This is a genomic window from Flavobacterium sp. U410 (assembly GCF_053570605.1).
Map to the genome: position 1 here is coordinate 1 of NZ_JBSEFI010000026.1, position 19,571 is coordinate 19,571.

At 34.6% G+C, this 19,571-nt stretch carries 18 protein-coding genes; 9 read left to right on the forward strand and 9 right to left on the reverse strand.

Annotated elements, in window-relative coordinates:
- A partial coding sequence (locus ACUSJC_RS14830; protein WP_449270344.1) for a T9SS type B sorting domain-containing protein occupies positions 1-205 on the forward strand: 205 nt, incomplete at its 5' end.
- Between the two features lie 132 nt (positions 206-337).
- Here the strand turns inward: ACUSJC_RS14830 and ACUSJC_RS14835 are convergent.
- A complete protein-coding gene (locus ACUSJC_RS14835; protein WP_449270345.1) occupies positions 338-1,528 on the reverse strand; it encodes a pyridoxal phosphate-dependent aminotransferase in 1,191 nt (396 codons plus the stop codon).
- A 205-nt stretch (positions 1,529-1,733) separates the two neighbouring features.
- Here ACUSJC_RS14835 and ACUSJC_RS14840 point away from each other — a divergent pair, with 205 nt between their 5' ends.
- Complete coding sequence (locus ACUSJC_RS14840) at positions 1,734-3,080, forward strand: PDZ domain-containing protein (RefSeq protein ID WP_449270346.1); 1,347 nt, start codon at positions 1,734-1,736, stop codon at positions 3,078-3,080.
- 32 nt (positions 3,081-3,112) lie between these two features.
- On the opposite strand, the gene ACUSJC_RS14845 is transcribed toward ACUSJC_RS14840, so the two are convergent.
- A complete protein-coding gene (locus ACUSJC_RS14845; protein ID WP_449270347.1) occupies positions 3,113-3,499 on the reverse strand; it encodes a DUF1573 domain-containing protein in 387 nt (128 codons plus the stop codon).
- Positions 3,500-3,816: 317 nt separating this feature from the next.
- Between ACUSJC_RS14845 and ACUSJC_RS14850 the strand changes: the two genes are divergently transcribed.
- Positions 3,817-6,447: a valine--tRNA ligase gene (locus tag ACUSJC_RS14850; RefSeq protein WP_449270387.1), complete on the forward strand. Its 2,631-nt coding sequence runs from the start codon at positions 3,817-3,819 to the stop codon at positions 6,445-6,447.
- Positions 6,448-6,573: 126 nt separating this feature from the next.
- Positions 6,574-6,951, forward strand: coding sequence for a hypothetical protein (locus ACUSJC_RS14855; protein WP_449270348.1), 378 nt, complete (start codon positions 6,574-6,576; stop codon positions 6,949-6,951).
- A 28-nt stretch (positions 6,952-6,979) separates the two neighbouring features.
- Here ACUSJC_RS14855 and ACUSJC_RS14860 read toward each other — a convergent pair whose 3' ends face one another.
- The gene (locus ACUSJC_RS14860; protein ID WP_449270349.1) at positions 6,980-7,606 is read right to left on the reverse strand and encodes a CatA-like O-acetyltransferase; all 627 of its coding nucleotides are present in this window, start codon (positions 7,604-7,606) and stop codon (positions 6,980-6,982) included.
- Positions 7,607-7,615: 9 nt separating this feature from the next.
- Positions 7,616-8,188, reverse strand: coding sequence for a pentapeptide repeat-containing protein (locus tag ACUSJC_RS14865; RefSeq protein WP_449270388.1), 573 nt, complete (start codon positions 8,186-8,188; stop codon positions 7,616-7,618).
- A 119-nt stretch (positions 8,189-8,307) separates the two neighbouring features.
- Between ACUSJC_RS14865 and ACUSJC_RS14870 the strand changes: the two genes are divergently transcribed.
- A complete protein-coding gene (locus tag ACUSJC_RS14870; protein WP_449270350.1) occupies positions 8,308-9,414 on the forward strand; it encodes a lactonase family protein in 1,107 nt (368 codons plus the stop codon).
- Between the two features lie 33 nt (positions 9,415-9,447).
- Here the strand turns inward: ACUSJC_RS14870 and ACUSJC_RS14875 are convergent, their stop codons facing one another.
- The gene (locus ACUSJC_RS14875) at positions 9,448-10,800 is read right to left on the reverse strand and encodes a DEAD/DEAH box helicase (RefSeq protein ID WP_449270351.1); all 1,353 of its coding nucleotides are present in this window, start codon (positions 10,798-10,800) and stop codon (positions 9,448-9,450) included.
- A gap of 85 nt (positions 10,801-10,885) precedes the next feature.
- Complete coding sequence (hemN, locus tag ACUSJC_RS14880; RefSeq protein ID WP_449270352.1) at positions 10,886-12,250, reverse strand: oxygen-independent coproporphyrinogen III oxidase; 1,365 nt, start codon at positions 12,248-12,250, stop codon at positions 10,886-10,888.
- 164 nt (positions 12,251-12,414) lie between these two features.
- On the opposite strand from hemN, the gene trxA reads away from it, so the two are divergent.
- Both trxA and ACUSJC_RS14890 read left to right on the forward strand, forming a co-directional pair.
- Positions 12,415-12,717 (forward strand): thioredoxin, encoded by a 303-nt coding sequence (gene trxA, locus ACUSJC_RS14885; protein ID WP_449270353.1) that lies wholly within the window; start codon positions 12,415-12,417, stop codon positions 12,715-12,717.
- A gap of 28 nt (positions 12,718-12,745) precedes the next feature.
- Positions 12,746-13,135: a rhodanese-like domain-containing protein gene (locus tag ACUSJC_RS14890; protein ID WP_449270354.1), complete on the forward strand. Its 390-nt coding sequence runs from the start codon at positions 12,746-12,748 to the stop codon at positions 13,133-13,135.
- A gap of 86 nt (positions 13,136-13,221) precedes the next feature.
- On the opposite strand, the gene ACUSJC_RS14895 is transcribed toward ACUSJC_RS14890, so the two are convergent.
- Positions 13,222-15,441 carry a M20/M25/M40 family metallo-hydrolase gene (locus ACUSJC_RS14895; RefSeq protein ID WP_449270355.1) on the reverse strand — a complete coding sequence of 740 codons (2,220 nt, stop codon included), beginning with the start codon at positions 15,439-15,441 and terminating at the stop codon, positions 13,222-13,224.
- A 74-nt stretch (positions 15,442-15,515) separates the two neighbouring features.
- Positions 15,516-16,754, reverse strand: coding sequence for a peptidase T (gene pepT / locus ACUSJC_RS14900; protein WP_449270356.1), 1,239 nt, complete (start codon positions 16,752-16,754; stop codon positions 15,516-15,518).
- A 129-nt stretch (positions 16,755-16,883) separates the two neighbouring features.
- On the opposite strand from pepT, the gene ACUSJC_RS14905 reads away from it, so the two are divergent.
- Positions 16,884-17,921, forward strand: coding sequence for a quinone-dependent dihydroorotate dehydrogenase (locus tag ACUSJC_RS14905; RefSeq protein ID WP_449270357.1), 1,038 nt, complete (start codon positions 16,884-16,886; stop codon positions 17,919-17,921).
- Between the two features lie 12 nt (positions 17,922-17,933).
- Entirely contained in the window at positions 17,934-18,803 is an 870-nt protein-coding gene (locus ACUSJC_RS14910; protein ID WP_449270358.1) for a hydroxymethylglutaryl-CoA lyase, read from the forward strand.
- On the opposite strand, the gene ACUSJC_RS14915 is transcribed toward ACUSJC_RS14910, so the two are convergent.
- Positions 18,800-19,537 carry a hypothetical protein gene (locus ACUSJC_RS14915; RefSeq protein WP_449270359.1) on the reverse strand — a complete coding sequence of 246 codons (738 nt, stop codon included), beginning with the start codon at positions 19,535-19,537 and terminating at the stop codon, positions 18,800-18,802. The genes ACUSJC_RS14910 and ACUSJC_RS14915 overlap by 4 nt on opposite strands.
- Between the last annotated feature and the right edge of the window lie 34 nt (positions 19,538-19,571).

Genomic DNA, 19,571 nt, shown 5'->3' on the forward strand with positions numbered 1-19,571 from the left:
CTCTGGATTAGATCAAAATACTACTAAATTGTATATTTTCGATCGTTACGGCAAATTGGTTAAACAAATAAGTCCAAACGGAAATGGTTGGGATGGAACCTATAATGGCCGTCAATTACCATCAACCGATTACTGGTTTAGCTTACAATATGAAGAAAATGGAGTAGCGAAAGAATTCAGAGCTCACTTCTCTTTAAAACGATAATTTTAATTAATAAAGTCAAGTAAAAGAGTCGCTTATTAAGCGGCTCTTTTACTTTAAGAATCATATGAGTGAGAAAAAAACGGAAGAAATTACCCTTCCGTTTTATAACTATCTATTTGATATAAATTAATTTTATTGGTTATAAACAGCTAAAGCTTCTTTTAGAATAGTAACCGATTGAATTAAATCTTCTTTTTTCAAAACATAAGCAATACGAACTTCGTCTAGGCCAACACCTGGTGTAGAATAAAAACCGGCAGCTGGAGCCACCATAACCGTTTCTCCGTTTAAGTCGTAGCTTTCTAATAGCCATTGTGCAAAATTATCGGCATTTTTAACCGGAAGTTTAGCAATACAATAAAAAGCTCCTTTTGGAACAGCAACTTTAACACCCGGAATTTTATTCAATTCGTTAACTAAAGTATCTCTTCTGTCTTTGTATTCTGTGATTACTTCGTCAAAATAACTTTGTGGCGTTTCTAAAGCAGCTTCACTGGCAATTTGCGCGTATGTTGGCGGACTCAAACGTGCTTGTGCAAATTTCATAGCTGTCGCCATTACTTCTTTATTTTTAGAAACAATACAACCAATACGCGCTCCGCACATACTGAATCTCTTAGAAACAGAGTCAATCATAATGGCATAGTCCTCTAATCCCGACACATTCATAACCGAGTGATGTTTGTATCCGTCATAAGTGAATTCGCGATACACTTCGTCAGCAATCAAAAACAAATCGTGTTTTTTAACGATATCAGCTAATTTTTGGATTTCTTCTTCCGAATATAAATACCCTGTTGGATTTCCGGGATTACAAATCAAAATAGCCTTAGTTCTCGGAGTAATTAATTTTTCAAAAGCTTCAATAGGAGGTAAAGCAAAATTTTCATCAATACCGGAAATTACAGGAATAACCTTAACACCCGAAGCTGTTGCAAAACCATTATAATTGGCATAAAAAGGTTCCGGAATAATTACTTCATCCCCTTGATCTAAAACACTTCCTAAAGCAAAAAGTAAAGCTTCAGAGCCTCCGGTAGTGATAATGATATCTTGAGGATCTACAGGTAAACCTTGATTTTTGTAATATTGAGAAAGTTTATTTCTATAACTCTCAAAACCTGCAGAATGAGAGTACTCTAAAACGGAAAGATCAGCATTCTTAACAGCATTTAAAGCAACTTCAGGAGTTTTAATATCGGGTTGACCAATGTTTAGGTGATATACTTTATGACCCTTCTTTTTGGCAGTTTCGGCGTAAGGAACCAACTTTCTGATAGGTGATTCCGGCATTTGTTTTCCTTTATTTGAAATTTTTGGCATAACGTGTTTGTTTTGAGTAGCAAAATTGCATTTTTTTTAGCTGCTATAAAAACAAATTGTAAAATTTTGTGGTTCAGTTTATAAGAAAAAAATGAGTAACTAATATATGCTTTTTATTGCTAAAACCTTCTTTTTTTGTTAAATTATAGCCGATTTTATGATTAAATTTAAGTATTGTTGAAAGGCTAATTTTTTTTTAATATTTATGAAAACTTATAAGGTGAGAAAATATTTTATAATAAGGTACTGGTTAGTCTTCCTATTGATGTTCAGCGGAAATCTTTTTGCTCAATTTCGATTAGTTGATTCTAGTAAAGAATACAAGATATCTTTTGATAATACACATAATTTAATAATCCTAAAATGTATTGTAAACGGAAGTCCGTTAAATATGATTTTAGATACAGGTTCAGACAAAAACTTACTTTTTGCTTTTCCTGAAAATGAAATGCTCACATTTTATGATTTACAGAAATTGAATGTCAAAGGAGTAGGTTTTGGTGAAGAAGTCGAAGCCTATCTGTCAAAAGGAAATACATGTGTTATAGGAGAATATATAAACACTAATTTTGAAACACTTTTAGTACCCGATGTCAATATTGATCTTATTGATAAACTTGGAATTCCAGTGAACGGAATCATTGGTTCCGATTTTTTTGAAGGATATTGGGTAGAAATCAATTACCAAAGAGAAAAAATTAATATCATTCCAAAAGAAAATTTCAAAGAAAAAAAGTTAAAACGATACGAAACAAAACCGGTAAATATTCTAAGAGGAAAACCTTATGTAAATATTAAAATGAAACAAAACGAATATGAAACTGAAAAAAACTTCAACTTGCTTTTAGATACTGGTTTGGGCGACGGACTTTGGCTTTTCGAAAATGATACCTTACAATGCAAGCATCGTTTTTTTGAAGACGTTTTAGGAAGAGGCCTAACAGGAGAAATTACCGGTAAAAAATCAAGAGTTGATGAATTGTTTATCAACGACTTTAAGCTAAATGAGGCTTTGGTTTCTTATCCTGATTCGGTTTCTATAAGTGAATTGGACAAGATTCAAGGAAGAAATGGTTCATTGGGTGGCGAAATCTTAAAACGATTCAACTGGGTTTTCAATTACGAAACCCAACATTTTTATTTTAAGAAAAATAGCCTTTTTGAAGATGAATTCAATTATAATATGGCGGGAGTAGAAGTACAGCATAATGGTTCACAATGGATTAAACAAACACTTTATGATCATTCAACTAACAATAAAATAAATGTAAATGAATATGTTTTTGACAATCCTAATCGCAAATACGATTATATCTACGAACTAAAACCTATTTTCGAGGTTTATTCCGTTCGAAAAGATTCCCCGGCAGAAAGAGCAGGTTTACAAGTGGGAGATGTTATTTTGAGAATTAACCGAAGAGCTTCACAACATTTATCTATCGAAAAAATAACAAATATTTTTCATTCGCAAGAAGGTAAAACTATAAAAATCGAAGTCGATAGAGCGGGACAAAATTTAGAATTCGAGTTCCAACTCGAAAAAATATTATAACAAAAAAGTCCCAAAACGGGACTTCCTTACTTTTATTTTTTGATAACAACAGTTCCTTTTATTCTTAAAGGAACCACACCATTAGGTTTATTTACAGCATTCGTTTCAACCGTAAGCGTTTTACTGATCGGTCCCGGAGTCATATTGTATTTTACTACAATTTTATCTGATTTTCCCGGCATAATAGGCTCATCCGGTTTCTCGGCCACCGTACAACCACAACTCGAATTCACTTTTTTTATCACTAGCGGGGCATCACCAGTATTCGTAAAAACAAACTCCCTTATACCACTATCTTCTCCCTTCACAACCTCTCCATAGTTAATGGTCTCCGTCTTAAATTCAATCTTGGCACCTTCTTGGGCAAACAAATTGAAGCTTAGTAAAAAAAGAACAATAAGTCCAAGTAATTTTTTCATCATAATAAAATTAATAGGTTATGGTAAAAATAGACTTTTAAAGTCAAAGAACCAATAAATCTATTTTTTATTTTACCATATATCCTTACTTTTGCATAAAAATTACAAAAAGTGTACCAAAAATCAATTTTATACAATCCTTTTAAACGAATTCCTGTTAAGGAGCGAGTCTGATTTTGGTGTCAGTCCACCGTTTTCCCGCTATTCGCTTTAGTTGCCGCCTTCATCAGGCAAGCTATCACTGCTATCGGGGCTAAGTGGAAACTTTTAGAACTTTTGTAAACTATTAAAAATCAATACTTAAATACAATCATAAAATTATGATTCCTGCACAATTTAATCCTAAAGAAGTAGAACAAAAGTGGTATGACTACTGGATGAAAAACAACTATTTTCATTCAACGCCCGACCACAGAACGCCATATACAATCGTAATTCCGCCACCAAATGTAACCGGAGTGTTGCACATGGGGCACATGTTAAACAATACCATTCAAGACGTATTGATTCGTCGTGCTCGTTTAAAAGGATTCAACGCTTGTTGGGTTCCCGGAACCGATCACGCTTCTATTGCAACCGAAGCTAAAGTAGTAGCCAAGTTAAAATCAGAAGGAATCAATAAATCCGATTTAACACGCGAAGAGTTTTTAAAACACGCTTTCGATTGGACTGAAAAATACGGTGGAACCATTCTTGAACAATTAAAACAATTAGGTTGTTCATGTGATTGGGACAGAACCAAATTTACCATGGATGAGGACATGTCGGCTTCGGTAATCAAGTCTTTTGTTGATTTATACAACAAAGGATTAATTTATCGCGGCTATCGCATGGTTAACTGGGATCCGGAAGCAAAAACAACCTTGTCTGATGAAGAAGTTATTTACGAAGAAAGACAAGGGAAATTATACCATTTGCGTTACCCAATTGAAGTTAGCGACGAGTATGTAACTATAGCAACAACGCGTCCTGAAACGATTTTAGGTGATACTGCTATTTGTATTCATCCGGAAGACGAACGCTATTTCCATTTAAAAGGGAAAAAAGCAATCGTTCCTATTTGCAACCGAGTAATTCCTATTATTTTCGACGAGTATGTTGATATGGAATTCGGTACAGGATGTTTAAAAGTAACACCTGCTCACGATGTAAACGATAAAACTCTTGGCGATAAACACGGTTTAGAAATTATCGATATTTTCAACGAAGATGCAACTTTAAACTCATTCGGATTACACTATGAAGGTAAAGATCGTTTTGATGTTCGTGTGGCAATCGAGAAAGAATTAGAAACTATTGGCGCTTTAGTAAAAGTAGAAAATCACGTGAACAACGTGGGAACTTCTGAAAGAACAAAAGCGGTAATCGAACCAAGATTATCAGACCAATGGTTCTTAAAAATGGACGATTTAGTGAAACCTGCCATCAAAGCGGTTTTAGAATCCGACGAAATTAAATTACATCCATCTCGTTTTAATAATACCTATGCGCATTGGTTAAACAATATTCGCGATTGGAATATTTCTCGTCAGCTGTGGTGGGGCCAACAAATTCCTGCGTACTATTATGGCGATGGTAAAGAAGATTTCGTAGTTGCTGAGAATATTGAAGACGCTTTGGCTTTAGCCAAACAAAAAACCAATAACGAACAACTAACAACCAATAACCTAAAACAAGATCCGGATGCACTCGATACTTGGTTCTCCTCTTGGTTATGGCCAATATCTGTTTTTGGAGGAATGATGGATCCTGAAAATGAGGAATTCAAATACTATTATCCAACCAATGATTTAGTGACAGGTCCGGATATTTTATTCTTCTGGGTAGCTCGTATGATTATTGCCGGTTATGAATACACGGGCGAAAAACCATTTTCAAATGTGTATTTAACAGGATTAGTACGTGACAAACAAGGACGTAAAATGTCTAAATCTTTAGGGAATTCGCCTGAACCACTTGGCTTAATTGAAAAATTCGGAGCCGATGGCGTTCGTGTGGGATTGTTATTGAGTTCTTCTGCAGGAAATGATATTTTATTTGACGAAGAATTATGTAACCAAGGAAAAGGTTTTGCAAACAAAATTTGGAACGCTTTCCGTTTGATTACCGGTTGGGAAGTTGCCGATATTGCACAACCAGAATCATCAAAAGTAGCAATCGAATGGTACGGAGCGAAGTTGCAAAAAACATTGGTAGAAATTGAAGATAACTTCGATAAATATAGAATTTCAGATGCATTGATGGCTATTTATAAGTTGGTTTGGGACGATTTCTGTTCGTGGTTCTTGGAAATGATTAAACCGGGATACCAACAACCTATTGACAGAACAACTTTCGACAAAGCAATCGAAATGTTAGAAGCCAACTTGAAATTGTTGCATCCGTTTATGCCGTTTTTAACAGAGGAACTTTGGCAACACATCGCTGAAAGAACTCCGGAAGAAGCATTAATTGTTGCTTCTTGGCCAGAAATGAAAGCCTTCGACGAAAAATTAATTTCAGATTTCGATTTTGCAACAGAAGTAATTTCAGGAATCAGAACCATTCGTAAAGACAAAAACATTTCGTTCAAAGAAACAATCGAGTTGAAAGTAGTGAATAACGAAAAAGCGTCAACACATTTCGATACCGTTATCATGAAATTAGGTAATGTTGTGGATTTGGTTTATGTAGATGAAAAAGTAAACGGAGCGTTATCCTATCGTGTAAAATCAAACGAATATTTCATTCCGGTTGGTGGAAATATTGATGTTGCTGCTGAAATTACCAAGCTAGAAGAAGAGTTGAAATATACACAAGGTTTCTTACGTTCGGTTCAAGGGAAATTGTCCAATGAGAAATTTGTGAACGGTGCGCCGGAAAAAGTAATTGAGATGGAACGTAAAAAAGAAGCAGATGCTTTGGCTAAAATTACAACTTTAGAGCAAAGTTTAGTAAGTTTGAAATAGGTAATTAGCTGTATTCCAGAATATTTTAAATCCCAATGTTAAGTTTTCACTTAAACGAAAAACTTAACATTGGGATATTTGTTTATTTAATAATTTTGTGACGTTAAATTAACATTAAATTAAAGTATGGCAACTAGAAAAAAATCAGAGAAGGACATTCCTGTTAATGACACTGAAGCTCAAGCTATTCCTGAAACGAATGAAGTAGTAGAAAATACAGTTGAAAATGAATTGGTTATTGAAGAAAACAATGAAGTAGAAGAGCCAATAGAAGAAGTAGTAGAAATATTTGCGGAAGAAGAAAGTATAGTTACAGAGGAAGAAGAAGTCGCTAAAAAGGAGAAAAAAGAAAAAAAGAAAGCAAAGTCTGAAAAGAAAGACAAAAAGAAGAAGAAAAAGGCTAAGAAAAAGAAAAAAGCTCTTCAAAAAGCCAAAAAAGAAAAGGCTAAAGCCAAGAAAAAGAAAGCTAAAAAGAGCAAAGGTAAATCGAAGAAGAAGAAATAAATCCCAAGCAACTTGGGATTTTTATCCTTTATAGATCTAAAAAATATTGAAATTTTTCTAAATATTGAGCCATGTGAAAACCATCCATTAAACCGTGATGGGCTTCAATGGAAATAGGCAAAAATTGCTCACCGTTTCTGTCGTTTACTTTTCCAAAGGTGATTTTAGGAATCGATTCTTTTGCGTGTAAAGGTGTAGGATGCAGCAAAGCGCTAAACGAAATCCAAGGTAAAGTAGAATAGCGAACCAAATTCATTTTGTTGTCTTCCACATGCGCGCGCAAACCGGTGGAATTTTGAACGGCTTCGACTTCTTGTTGTAAATTGGCATTAAACGTTTCAAAGTCTTCACTGTATTGGATCAAGCTAAAACCGAAGGTTCCGTCTTTTCTTCCAATGGTCGTTCCAACATCGATTAGGGCTAATTCAAAAACTTTATCGTCAATAATTCGCAGTTTGAATTCCGGAATAGCATTAACTGCTCGTATCGATTGGTGCATGTAATACGCAAAAAATGAAATGTTGTTTTCCTTTGATTTTTGAAAAGCGCGGGTGCAATTGACTTCAGTAGTAATCCCAAAATACGGACTAGCCATTTTGGAAAAAAACTCAAAATGTTCTTTGCGATTCCAGTTGGCAATATCAATTTCTTTCATCGTTTGTACTTAAGAAATTACTAAATCATATTTTTCTAATAAACCTTTTAAACCATCGGTAGAAAATTTGGCTTTCTTCATTTTATTTTGTTCCGGGTCTATCGAAAAATGATAACTCGTTGAAAAATCTGTTTTGGATAAATTGGTTTTGTAAAAAACAGCGCGTCTTAAATCACAATTGTCAAAAACAGTTTCCGACAAGTCGGTTTCCATAAAATCAGCCGAAATTAAACTACAACCTGTAAAGTGCATTTTTTTTAATTTTAAGCTGTAAAACTTGGTGAAATCCAAGCGACAATTGGTAAAATTGAAATAATAAATCACCTGATCAGTCATAGCGAAATTAACATTCGTAAAATTACAATTGTTAAATTCCACACCACGTAAGGATACATAATTGATTTTAGTGTCGTTAAAATTGCAGTGCAAAAAAGTACAATCTAAGAACACAACACTTAAGAAAATGCATTGCGTAAAATCACAATATTCAAACGTACAATTTTCAAATTCTTTGAATTTAATGTCGTTTTCGTTAAAAATTTCGTGCTGGTATTTTTGGTCGTGAATAAAATCGGAACTCATTTGGATTGATTGTGAATTAGAATAAAAGCCAAAATTAAGCATTTTGTAACAGAACCTTCTGAAATATATTTTTTATACGCCGGAGAAAAGATATTTTTGTATTCCAAATCCCAATGATAATGAAACCAATTACAATTCTTGCATTATTCGCATTAATGACGTCAACGGCACAGGAACATTATAATTTAATCATCGGAACCTATACCAATGCTTGTAAAAGTGATGGAATTTACGTCTATGATTTTAATATAGAATCCTCGGAATACAAACTGAAATCACATACAGAAAAGGTTATTAATCCGAGCTATTTCACCATAAGTTCAGATAAAAAATGGATGTATAGTGTAAACGAAAATGGAAAAGAAAGTACAATCAGTGCGTTTCATTATGTCCCTAAAGAAGGATCATTACAATTCATCAACAAAGTAGACAGCCACGGAGCCGACCCATGTTATATCATTAATGATGAGACAAATGTGATTTCAGCAAATTATACCGGCGGAACAATCAGTGTTTTTCCTAAAAATGCTGACGGAAGTTTAGCCGAAGCGATTCAAGTAATCCAACATAAAGGTTCCGGACCAAATAAAAAACGTCAGGAAGCTTCACATCTACACATGGTTTATTTTACACCTGATCACCAATACTTAGTGGCGAATGATCTAGGTACCGACAAAGTATATCTTTATAAATACAATGTAAAAGGTGGAGAAAAAACATTAGTGTTAAAAGATGAAATTAAAGTAAAAAAAGGTAGTGGTCCCAGACATTTAATATTTAGTCCTAAAGGGAATTTTGTGTATCTTTTACAAGAGTTAGACGGAACGCTATCGGTTTTTGAATATCAAAAAGACAAACTAAAATTGATTCAGGAAACTACAGTTGCTCCTAATTTGTTTAACGGAATGAACAGTGCCGCAGATATTCATTTTAGCCAAGATGGAAAGTTTCTATATGCAACCAATCGAGGTGATGCCAATACTATTTCGGTATTTAAAGTGTTAGCCAATGGAAGTTTAGAAATGATTCAGCAAATCAGTACACAAGGAAGTGCTCCGCGTAATTTTACCTTAAGTCCGGATGATGCTTATGTTTTAGTGGCTAATCAAAACACCAATAATGTAGTTATTTATAGTCGAAATGCTGTAAACGGAACATTAACCGATACCGGAAAAAGAATAGAAGTATGTCAGCCGGTTTGTTTGGTATTTGACAAAGTAGAATAAAAAACGTCGCATTAAGCGACGTTTTTTTATATCTTATTTCCCTTTTTTGCGTTTGGCAGCTCTTTTAGCTTCTACGCCACGGTTTCTAGGTGCTGTTTTTCTTGGTGTTCTTTTTCCGGGTCCACCTAGATTGACTTTTTTGTTTTTGTCTTTTTTCTCGTGGAAAGCATCACCTCTTTCTTCTCTATTAATAGGTTTTCCAATGGTTTTGAATTTTCGGCGGTCTTTTTCAAAATCCAATTTCTTTTCCGAAATTTCAATGTAATCAGGAAGTTCTAATGCTGTAAGTTCCTTTTCCATTAAAAGTTCAGCCTCAATCAAAATTTCTTCTTCCTGCGGACTCACCATACTGATAGCCGTTCCTTCTTTATCGGCACGTCCGGTTCTACCAATTCGGTGAATGTATTGTTCCGGAACTTCCGAAAATTGCAAGTTGATAACGTGTGTAATATCTGAAATGTCTAATCCACGCGCCATAATATCAGTAGTAATTAAACCACGTAATTCACCACGTTGAAAAGAAGCCATCGTATTTAAACGGTAATTTTGCGATTTATTAGAGTGAATGACACCAAATTGTCCTGAAAAATCTTCTTCTAACAAATCAAAAGTAGTGTCAACCAATTTTTTATTGTTGACGAAAACTAAAATACGTTCCATATTGTCATTTCGAGCCAATAAATCTTTCAATAAATTTACTTTGGTCAGGAAATTAGGAACGTGATAAACAAATTGTTCAATTTTCTCTAACGGAGTTCCGCTAGGTGCCAAGGAAACCTCCTCCGGAAAATCAAAATATTCATCCAGCATTTCATCTACTTCTTCGGTCATTGTTGCCGAAAACAAGATGTTTTGCCTTTTGCTCTTCATCATGGTTAAAATAGACGTAATTTGAAAACGGAAACCTAAATTTAAGATTTCATCAAATTCATCGATAACCAACTTTTGTAAAGCATCAAATCGAAGTACGCCGTCTAACGCTAAATCCATGGTTCTACCCGGAGTTCCAACCAAGACGTCGACACCTTCGGCCACGGCTTTTCGTTGGGTATTGATATTAACACCACCAAAAACACCCACGACACGAACCGACATGAATTGAACTAATTTTTCCAATTCTTCCTGAACCTGAACCACTAATTCACGAGTTGGAACTAAAATCACCACTCTAGGACTATCAGTTGCCTGAAATTTCCATTGTTTTAAAATAGGAATTAAGTAAGCAAAGGTTTTACCGGTTCCAGTTTGAGCAATTCCCATCATATCACGACCCGATAAAATCACAGGTAGCGCTCTTTCCTGAATAGGAGTAGGAGTGGTTAAACCAAGGGAATCAATGGCTTTTTGTAAGGATTTAGGTAAATCGAAATCTTGAAACGTCTTCATCTACGGCATAATTTCTGCAAAAGTAGTGTTTTTTAACGACAACTCCTTAAAAGTCAAAAATTACGGTAAATTCTTTTGGAATCAATTAAATTGTCATGGAGAACAATTGGCGTTGCGGAGCGTTACGTTTTAAGCGCAAATCAAAAGCCATACAAATATTACGAACAAATGGTTTTCCGGCTTCTGTAACTTCTAAAGTTTGCCCGTTAATTTGTAAAAGCCCATCATGTTCCATTTCTTCTAAAGAAGCTAAAACTTCATTTAATTCAGCAAATTGCATAGAAGAATCGACCCAAGAAGTTTCAAAATGACACATGATGTTTAAAATGTGTTGACGAATAATCAAATCTTCCTTGCTTAAAATATGGCCTCTGTAAACCGGAATTTCATTTTTGTCTAAACGAGCGTAATAATCTTCCAACGTTTTTTCGTTTTGAGCAAAAGCTGTCCAACTATCACTAATGGAAGAAACACCTAAACCGATCATCAATTTGGTATTGGTTGTGGTATACCCCATAAAATTACGGTGTAGTTTTCTGTTATTGAACGCTTTGAACATAGAATCGCTTTTCAAAGCAAAATGATCCATACCGATTTCAACAAAACCGTGTTTGCTCAATTGGAGTTTTCCTTCTTCATACAAAGCTCTTTTTTCGTCATCTCTTGGTAAATCTTCATCGTTAAAACCACGTTGGCCGTTGCCTTTAATCCAAGGAACATGAGCATAACTATAAAACGCTAATCGATCCGGGCGAAGGGAATTGGTTTTATCAATGGTATCCAAAACATCACCTAAAGTTTGGAAAGGTAAACCAAAAACTAAATCGTGACTAATAGAAGTATAGCCGATTTCTTTGGCCCAAAACGTTACTTTGGCCACATTGTGAAACGGCTGAATTCTATGAATGGCTTTTTGTACTTTTTCAGAATAATCTTGAACTCCAAAGCTTACCCGTCTAAAACCTAAATCGTATAAAGTTTGTAAATGTTCTTTGGTCGTATTATTGGGATGTCCTTCAAAGCTGAATTCGTGATGTTTAGTCACTACGCTTTCTTTTAAAATACCTTCAATCAGTTGTTTCAAATTCTCAGGGGAAAAGAATGTCGGAGTTCCGCCGCCTAAATGAATTTCTTTAATGTTAGGTTTAGCAGGAAACAAATTGCAGTATAATTCCCATTCTTTTAAAACGGCAGTAATATAAGGATGCTCTACGTCGTGTCTTTTGGTAATGCGTTTGTGGCAACCGCAAAAAGTACAAAGACTTTCACAAAACGGAAGGTGAATGTATAAACTAATCCCTTCACTTTCATTAGTGTGCTGAAAAGTATCAACGCAGGCATCGACCCATTGGTTGTAAGAAAAAGAGTTTTCTTCCCAATAAGGTACAGTTGGATAACTAGTGTATCGTGGTCCAGGTACGTTATATTTTTGAACTAATGAAGGTTGCATGGTCAATTCTATTGCTAATTAAAAACAAATTTATGCAGAGAGAATAAAATAAAAAATGATAATTGTCATATTGACAGTTGTGTAACATACATTACAGACTTGGTTCGGTTATTGCAATAAATTTGTAAAGCAAAAGTAAAACAGATTAAACGTATTTTAAATATATGAATGCAAAATTTAATGAAATAATAGGTCAAAAACAATTAGTGTTGGTTGACTTCTTTGCCGATTGGTGTGGTCCTTGTAAAATGATGTCACCGATTTTGCAAGAAGTGAAATCTATTGTAAAAGAAGAAGTGAAAATTATAAAGGTGAATGTGGATCAACACCAAGATTTAGCTTCAGAATTTATGGTTAGGGGAGTGCCTACTCTTATGCTTTTCAGAGACGGTAAAATGCTATGGAGACAGTCAGGAGTGTTGGCAACAAATGATTTAGTAGGGATTATACGCCAGCATTTGAATTAAATTATTAATTTTAGAAAAAAATAAAACCATGAAATTAAAGATGTTAGGCTTATTGATGACGCTTATTTTAACGGCATCGTGTGTGAATCAAAAACAAGAAGGCGTTGAAGTGGTAAAACCAGATGGTTTTGAGCAAAAAATGTCGGATTCAGATGTGCAAATCTTAGATGTTAGAACTCCGGAGGAATATTCGGAAGGACATTTACAAAATGCTGCAAATTATAATGTTTTGGCTAGTGATTTTGAAGATAAAGTAGCTGTTTTAGATAAAGAAAAGCCTGTAATGGTGTATTGCAAAATGGGAGGAAGAAGTTCCAAAGCAGCAGCAAAACTAAAAGAAATGGGGTTCAAACATATTGTTGATTTAGAAGGCGGAATTACAAGCTGGAAAGAAAACAATAAAGCGATTGTTAAGTAACCTTATAAAATGAATTGAAAGAGATTTAGAATTTTTTATAAACCAAAAGAGGCTGTTTCAAAACAAACAGCCTCTTTTGTATTTTATTAAAAGGTGACCTTAACCTTTAATTCTTTTCCTTGACGAATAACAGTCACTTCTTTTTCATCGCCCGATTTCAATTTCGATAAGCAATCCATGTAACTGTAAACTTCTTTAATTTTACATTCACCAATTTGAGTTAGAACGTCTCCTGATAGAATTCCGGCTTTATCTGCTGGTCGACCTTCTGTAACACCATCAATGTGTAATCCGTCACCATAATCGGTATAATCCGGCATGATGCCCAAAGTTACTTTGTAAGCAGGAACTTTTTTACCGGCTTCCACTTTGGTTTTAGTGAACGTTATAGTGTCTAGTTCTGAAATATCATGAGCCAAACGGAAAACATAATTCACAATTGCTCTTACACCATAATAATTGATTTTATCTTCATCATCACTCGGTTTATGATAATCAGTATGAGTTCCGGTAAACAAAAACAACACAGGAATATCTTTTAAGTAAAATGAAGTATGGTCCGACGGTCCGATTCCGGTATTTTCTTCCGTTACATTGAAACCTGCAGGTTTGTTCTTTTCAATTATTTTAGAAAAATCTGGACAAGTTCCCACGCCGCCAACAACTAATGCTTTGTTTTCATTTAAGCGACCAATCATATCCATATTGATCATAGTAATCACTTTAGGAAATTTTTCTTTTAACGTTTCAGCCACGAATTTAGAACCGATTAAACCGTCTTCTTCTCCCGAAAATAAAGCAAAAACATAGTTTACCTTTTCTTTGGTTTTATTTTGAGACAGCATTCTTGCCAATTCTAAAACTCCTGCTACACCTGAAGCATTGTCATCAGCTCCATTGTGAATTTCTCCTTCTGAATTGGGTTTAGTGGAATTATGGTGTTCATTTAAACCAATGTGATCATAGTGCGCACCAATGACAATAGTTCTGTCGGCTTTGTTGTCTAAAACAGCTATAACATTGGTTCCGTGATTAGCTTGAACACTTGTACTATCGTGTGGATTCAAACGGATTTTATAGTCGAATTTTTGGAAATAACTTTTCTTGTTATAAGGTTTTAATCCTAGTTTTTTGAATTCGCCGGCTAAATAATCAGCTGCTTTTTCTTCACCTTTAGAACCGGTTAATCGGCCTTGTAATTCATCTGAAGCTAAGTATGAAATGTGTTGCTTTAAGTTTTTATCATTTACAATTTCGGCTTCATCAGTATCTACCCAATCGGCAATAAAAACATTGGTTTCTCTGGGTTTGCTTTGCATTCGGTTACTGGAAAAAACCAATTTTTTTCCATCGGGCGAAAACATCGGAAATGCATTGAATTCACTTTCCCAAGTAATTTGACGTAAATTAGTTCCGTCGGTATCAATTGTAAATAATTGAAAATCATACCCTCTGGTAGAATGATGATTAGATGAAAAAATAATTTTTTTATCAGAAGGATGGAAGTAAGGCGCCCAATTGGCTTTGCCTAAATGAGTAACTTGTTTTAAATCGCTGCCGTCAATATTAATGGTATAAATTTCCATTTCTGTTGGCGCTACCAAGTTTTTACTCAATAAATCTTTATATTCTTTAATCGCTTCTTCTGTCTTTGGTCGAGATGAACGAAATACTAGTTTTTTACTATCGTGAGAAAAGAAAGCACCGCCATCATAACCCAAACCATTAGTTAATTGTTTCAAATTAGAACCATCAACGTCCATTATCCAAAGTTCTAAGTCACCGCTTCGTGTACTGGTAAAAACAATTTTTTTTCCATCAGGAGAAACGACAGCTTCGGCATCGTAACCCGGAGAATTAGTAAGTTGCTTCACAACATTCCCGTTTAGATCGGCTACATAAATATCAAATTCCGGATAAATAGCCCAAAGATATTTTCCATCAGTCGATTTCGGAGGAGCAGGACAAGCGTGTCCGCCTTCATGAGTGGAAGCATATAAAATGTGTTTTCCGTCAGGCATAAAGAAAGAACAAGTTGTTCGTCCATATCCGGTAGAAATAAGTTTTAAATCTTCAGGAGAATGGTTCTCTTTTTGTAGATCTAACAAATAAATTTGGTCACATTCAATACCAAATTGCGGATTAGTGATTTGTAATGTTAGATTTTTTCCGTCCGGACTAAAATAGGCTTCGGCATTATCTCCGCCAAAAGTAAGTTGTCTTAGATTTTTTAAATTGCTTTCTTGGGCAAAACCAGAATAATAAAAGAGAGAAGTGAGTAGGAATAAAATTATAGATTTTGTCATGTAAGTTGTTTTTATTTAGATTTATTTTAAAGAACAAATATAAAAAAAGAGCTTTAAAAAAGCTCTCTTTCATTTTATTTTTGTGCAGTAAGTTCTGCAATTTTAACAATTACATCCGTAGCTTTTAACATGCTTTCAACCGGAACGTATTCATATTTTCCATGGAAATTGTGACCACCGGCAAAAATATTTGGACACGGTAAACCTTTGAATGATAATTGTGCTCCGTCAGTTCCACCACGAATAGGTTTGATAATAGGAGTAATTCCTAATTCTTTCATTGCTTTTTCGGCAATTTCTACAATATGGAAAACAGGTTCTACTTTTTCACGCATGTTGAAATATTGATCTTTTACTACCGCTTCGCAAATTGGTCCACCAAATTGTTTTTCATAAGCCGCATTGATTTTTGCAGCAATTGTGTGGATCAATTCTTTTCGAGCTTCAAATTGATCTCTATCATGATCACGGATGATTAATTCTACCACAGTTTCTTCAATGCTTCCTTGAATATCGTGTAAGTGGAAGAAGCCTTCGTAACCTGTTGTTCTTTCCGGAACTTCATTTGCCGGTAGTTCTGAAATGAATTGGTTAGCCAATAGCATCGAATTGATCATTTTTCCTTTGGCATAACCCGGGTGAACGCTTTTTCCTTGGAACGTAATTTTAGCTCCGGCAGCATTAAAGTTTTCGTATTCTAATTCACCAATTTGACTTCCATCCATAGTGTAAGCCCATTCTGCACCAAATTTTTCTACATCAAATTTGTGAGCACCGCGACCAATTTCTTCATCCGGAGTAAAACCAACTCTGATTTTTCCGTGCTTAATTTCAGGGTGGTTGATTAAGTATTCCATAGCCGTCATGATTTCAGTAATTCCAGCTTTGTCATCAGCTCCTAAAAGCGTAGTTCCGTCAGTTGTAATGATGGTTTGTCCTTTATATTGTAATAAATCTTCAAAATAACTAGGAGAAAGAACAATATTTTGTTCAGCGTTTAAAATAATGTCACCACCATCATAATTTTCAACAATTTGTGGTTTTACGTTAGCTCCTGTAAAATCGGGAGTGGTGTCAAAGTGTGCTACAAAACCGATAGTAGGAACTTCATGATCTACATTACTTGGCAACGTAGCCATGATATAAGCATTTTCGTCAATAGTAACGTCTTGCATTCCCATTGCTTTTAATTCGTCAACCAATTTATTGGCTAAATCCCATTGCTTTGCGGTACTAGGTGTTGTATTTGAATTTGGATCAGATTCGGTATCGATAGTCACATAACTAACAAAACGATTGATAATATCTTGCATGATGCTCTTTTTTAATTTTTCACAAAGATACTACTTATGCTTTAATTTTGAAGAATCATAAATTATTATGTTTATTTCATCATAAATACTGACGAATTCTTATTTTTGCAAGACAACACAACGATTATTATGTATAAGTTATTTATCAGGCCTATTTTATTTTGTTTTGATCCCGAAGCAGTGCATCATTTTACTTTTTCGCTGATTCGTTTTCTAAACAAAATGGGTTTTTCTTCTGTTTTTAAAGGACTGTATTGTATTGAGGATAAACGTTTAGAACGAGAAGTTTTTGGCTTAAAATTTAAAAATCCTGTGGGTCTGGCTGCCGGTTTTGATAAAGATGCTAAATTGTATCAGGAATTATCGAATTTAGGTTTCGGGTTTATTGAAATTGGAACTTTAACGCCAAAAGCGCAGCCCGGAAATCCTAAAAAACGTTTGTTTCGTTTAAAAGAAGATTCGGGAATTATAAACCGAATGGGATTTAATAATGGTGGAGTAGAAGAAGCGGTGGAACGTTTAAAAAAGAACAAAGGTGTTTTGATTGGTGGAAATATCGGTAAAAATAAAGTAACACCTAACGAAGAAGCGGTTGAAGATTACAAAATCTGTTTTGAAGCTTTGTTTCCTTATGTCGATTATTTTGTAGTGAATGTAAGTTCGCCTAATACGCCTAATTTACGAGAATTGCAAGACAAAGAACCGTTGACCAAATTGCTTCAAACCTTACAAGATTTGAACAATGAAAAACCTGTCACTTCGAGCGGAGTCGAGAAGCCCAAACCAATTCTTTTAAAAATCGCTCCTGATTTAACTGACGAACAATTGTTGGACATTATTGATATTGTAAAAGAAACGAAAATAGCAGGAGTCATAGCGACGAATACTACCATTTCAAGAGAAGGTTTACAATCAGAAAATCAAAAGGAAACCGGAGGTTTATCGGGTAAACCATTAACAAAACGCGCTACAGAAGTGATTCGTTTTCTTTCGGAAAAAAGCAATAAAGCCTTTCCTATTATTGGTGTAGGCGGAATTCATTCGGCTGAAGATGCTTTAGAAAAATTAGAAGCCGGAGCGAGTTTAGTACAATTATACACGGGCTTTATTTATGAAGGGCCAGCTTTGGTAAAAAACATTAACAAAAGACTTTTAAACCAAAATTAATTTGTCAATTTTATGAATACTACTCCGGTGAAGATTATAGAATGTCCGCGCGATGCTATGCAAGGAATCAAGGCTTTTATTCCGACTGAAAAAAAGGTTCAGTACATTCAATCCTTGTTGCGAGTAGGTTTTGATACCATTGATTTCGGAAGTTTTGTTTCGCCTAAAGCTATTCCGCAAATGCAAGATACGGCTGAAGTATTGGCACAATTGGATTTGTCGAAAACACAAAGCAAGTTGTTAGCTATTGTGGCTAATACGAAAGGAGCTGAATTGGCTTCGATACATCCTGAAATTCAGTATTTAGGATTTCCGTTTTCTATTTCGGAAAATTTCCAAATGCGAAATACACATAAAACCATTGCAGAATCTTTTGTGACTTTACAAGAGATTTTGGCTATTGCCAATGCAACGAATAAAGAAGTAGTTGCTTATTTGTCTATGGGATTCGGGAATCCGTATGGTGATCCGTGGAATGTAGATATTGTGGGCGAATGGACGGAAAAATTAGCCAATATGGGCGTTAAAATCCTTTCCCTTTCAGATACAGTAGGAAGTTCGACTCCTGAAGTAATTGATTATTTGTTTTCCAACCTGATTCCTAAATATCCGCAAATTGAATTCGGAGCACATTTACACACAACACCGGATTCTTGGCACGAAAAAGTAGATGCCGCTTATAAAGCAGGTTGTAAACGTTTTGATGGAGCCATAAAGGGATATGGAGGCTGTCCGATGGCTAAAGATGATTTAACAGGAAATATGCCAACAGAGAAATTGATTTCATATTTTGCGGCACAAAAAGCGGATACAAATTGTCATGCTATTAGTTTTGAAAGTGCTTATAATGAGGCTTTAAAAGTATTTAACAATTACCATTAAAACGTAAAAATTTTCAATACTTCCTTTAAGCTTGTCGGAGTTCTTTTCGGTCTTAAATTTTTATTGTATTTGAAATAGAAGTACAAACAGATAGAAAAAACAACTACAGTTATTTGTTTACCAATAATATTTCCGATGATTAAATCCTTAAAATTGTCATGAGTGAAATAGAAAAATGTATAAAATACAACAGAATCTATGAGGCAAACGAGTGACATGGTAACGAAAATTTTTAAGAACAATCCTTTGTTTCTAAACTTGAAGTTCAGGAAGTCATAAAACATCACAATGAACATAGCTTCCAAATAAAGCAAACTGGTTCCGATTAAAAAGATTGTTAACTCAAAACTTAAAATTTCTTCCAGAAACAAACCACTTGATTGTTCAATGTTATGATTTTGAACGACTAAAAACTGAGCAATAAATGTTATGGCAATATTTGAAATGATAATTCCATAGATTAGTGCTCGGGTTTTGATTAAATTTTCAACATGAAAAATTAATAAGATGGAAAAAAGAGTAGCGGTATAGAATATGGTAGAACCGGGAGAAAAACGATAATCTCCTACGTAATTGTCGTAAACATTAGAAACCAATAAGGTTTGAAAGAATTGAACAGCACCAACAAAAACATATAGCGCTCCAATTCCAATTCGTTTCTTATAGAAGTGAATTCCAATGATAATAAAAACAACCAAAAGAATTTCAAAAATGTGAACTAATAAACTTTGCATAAATAAAGCTTTAGTATATCGGAGTAAATTTATA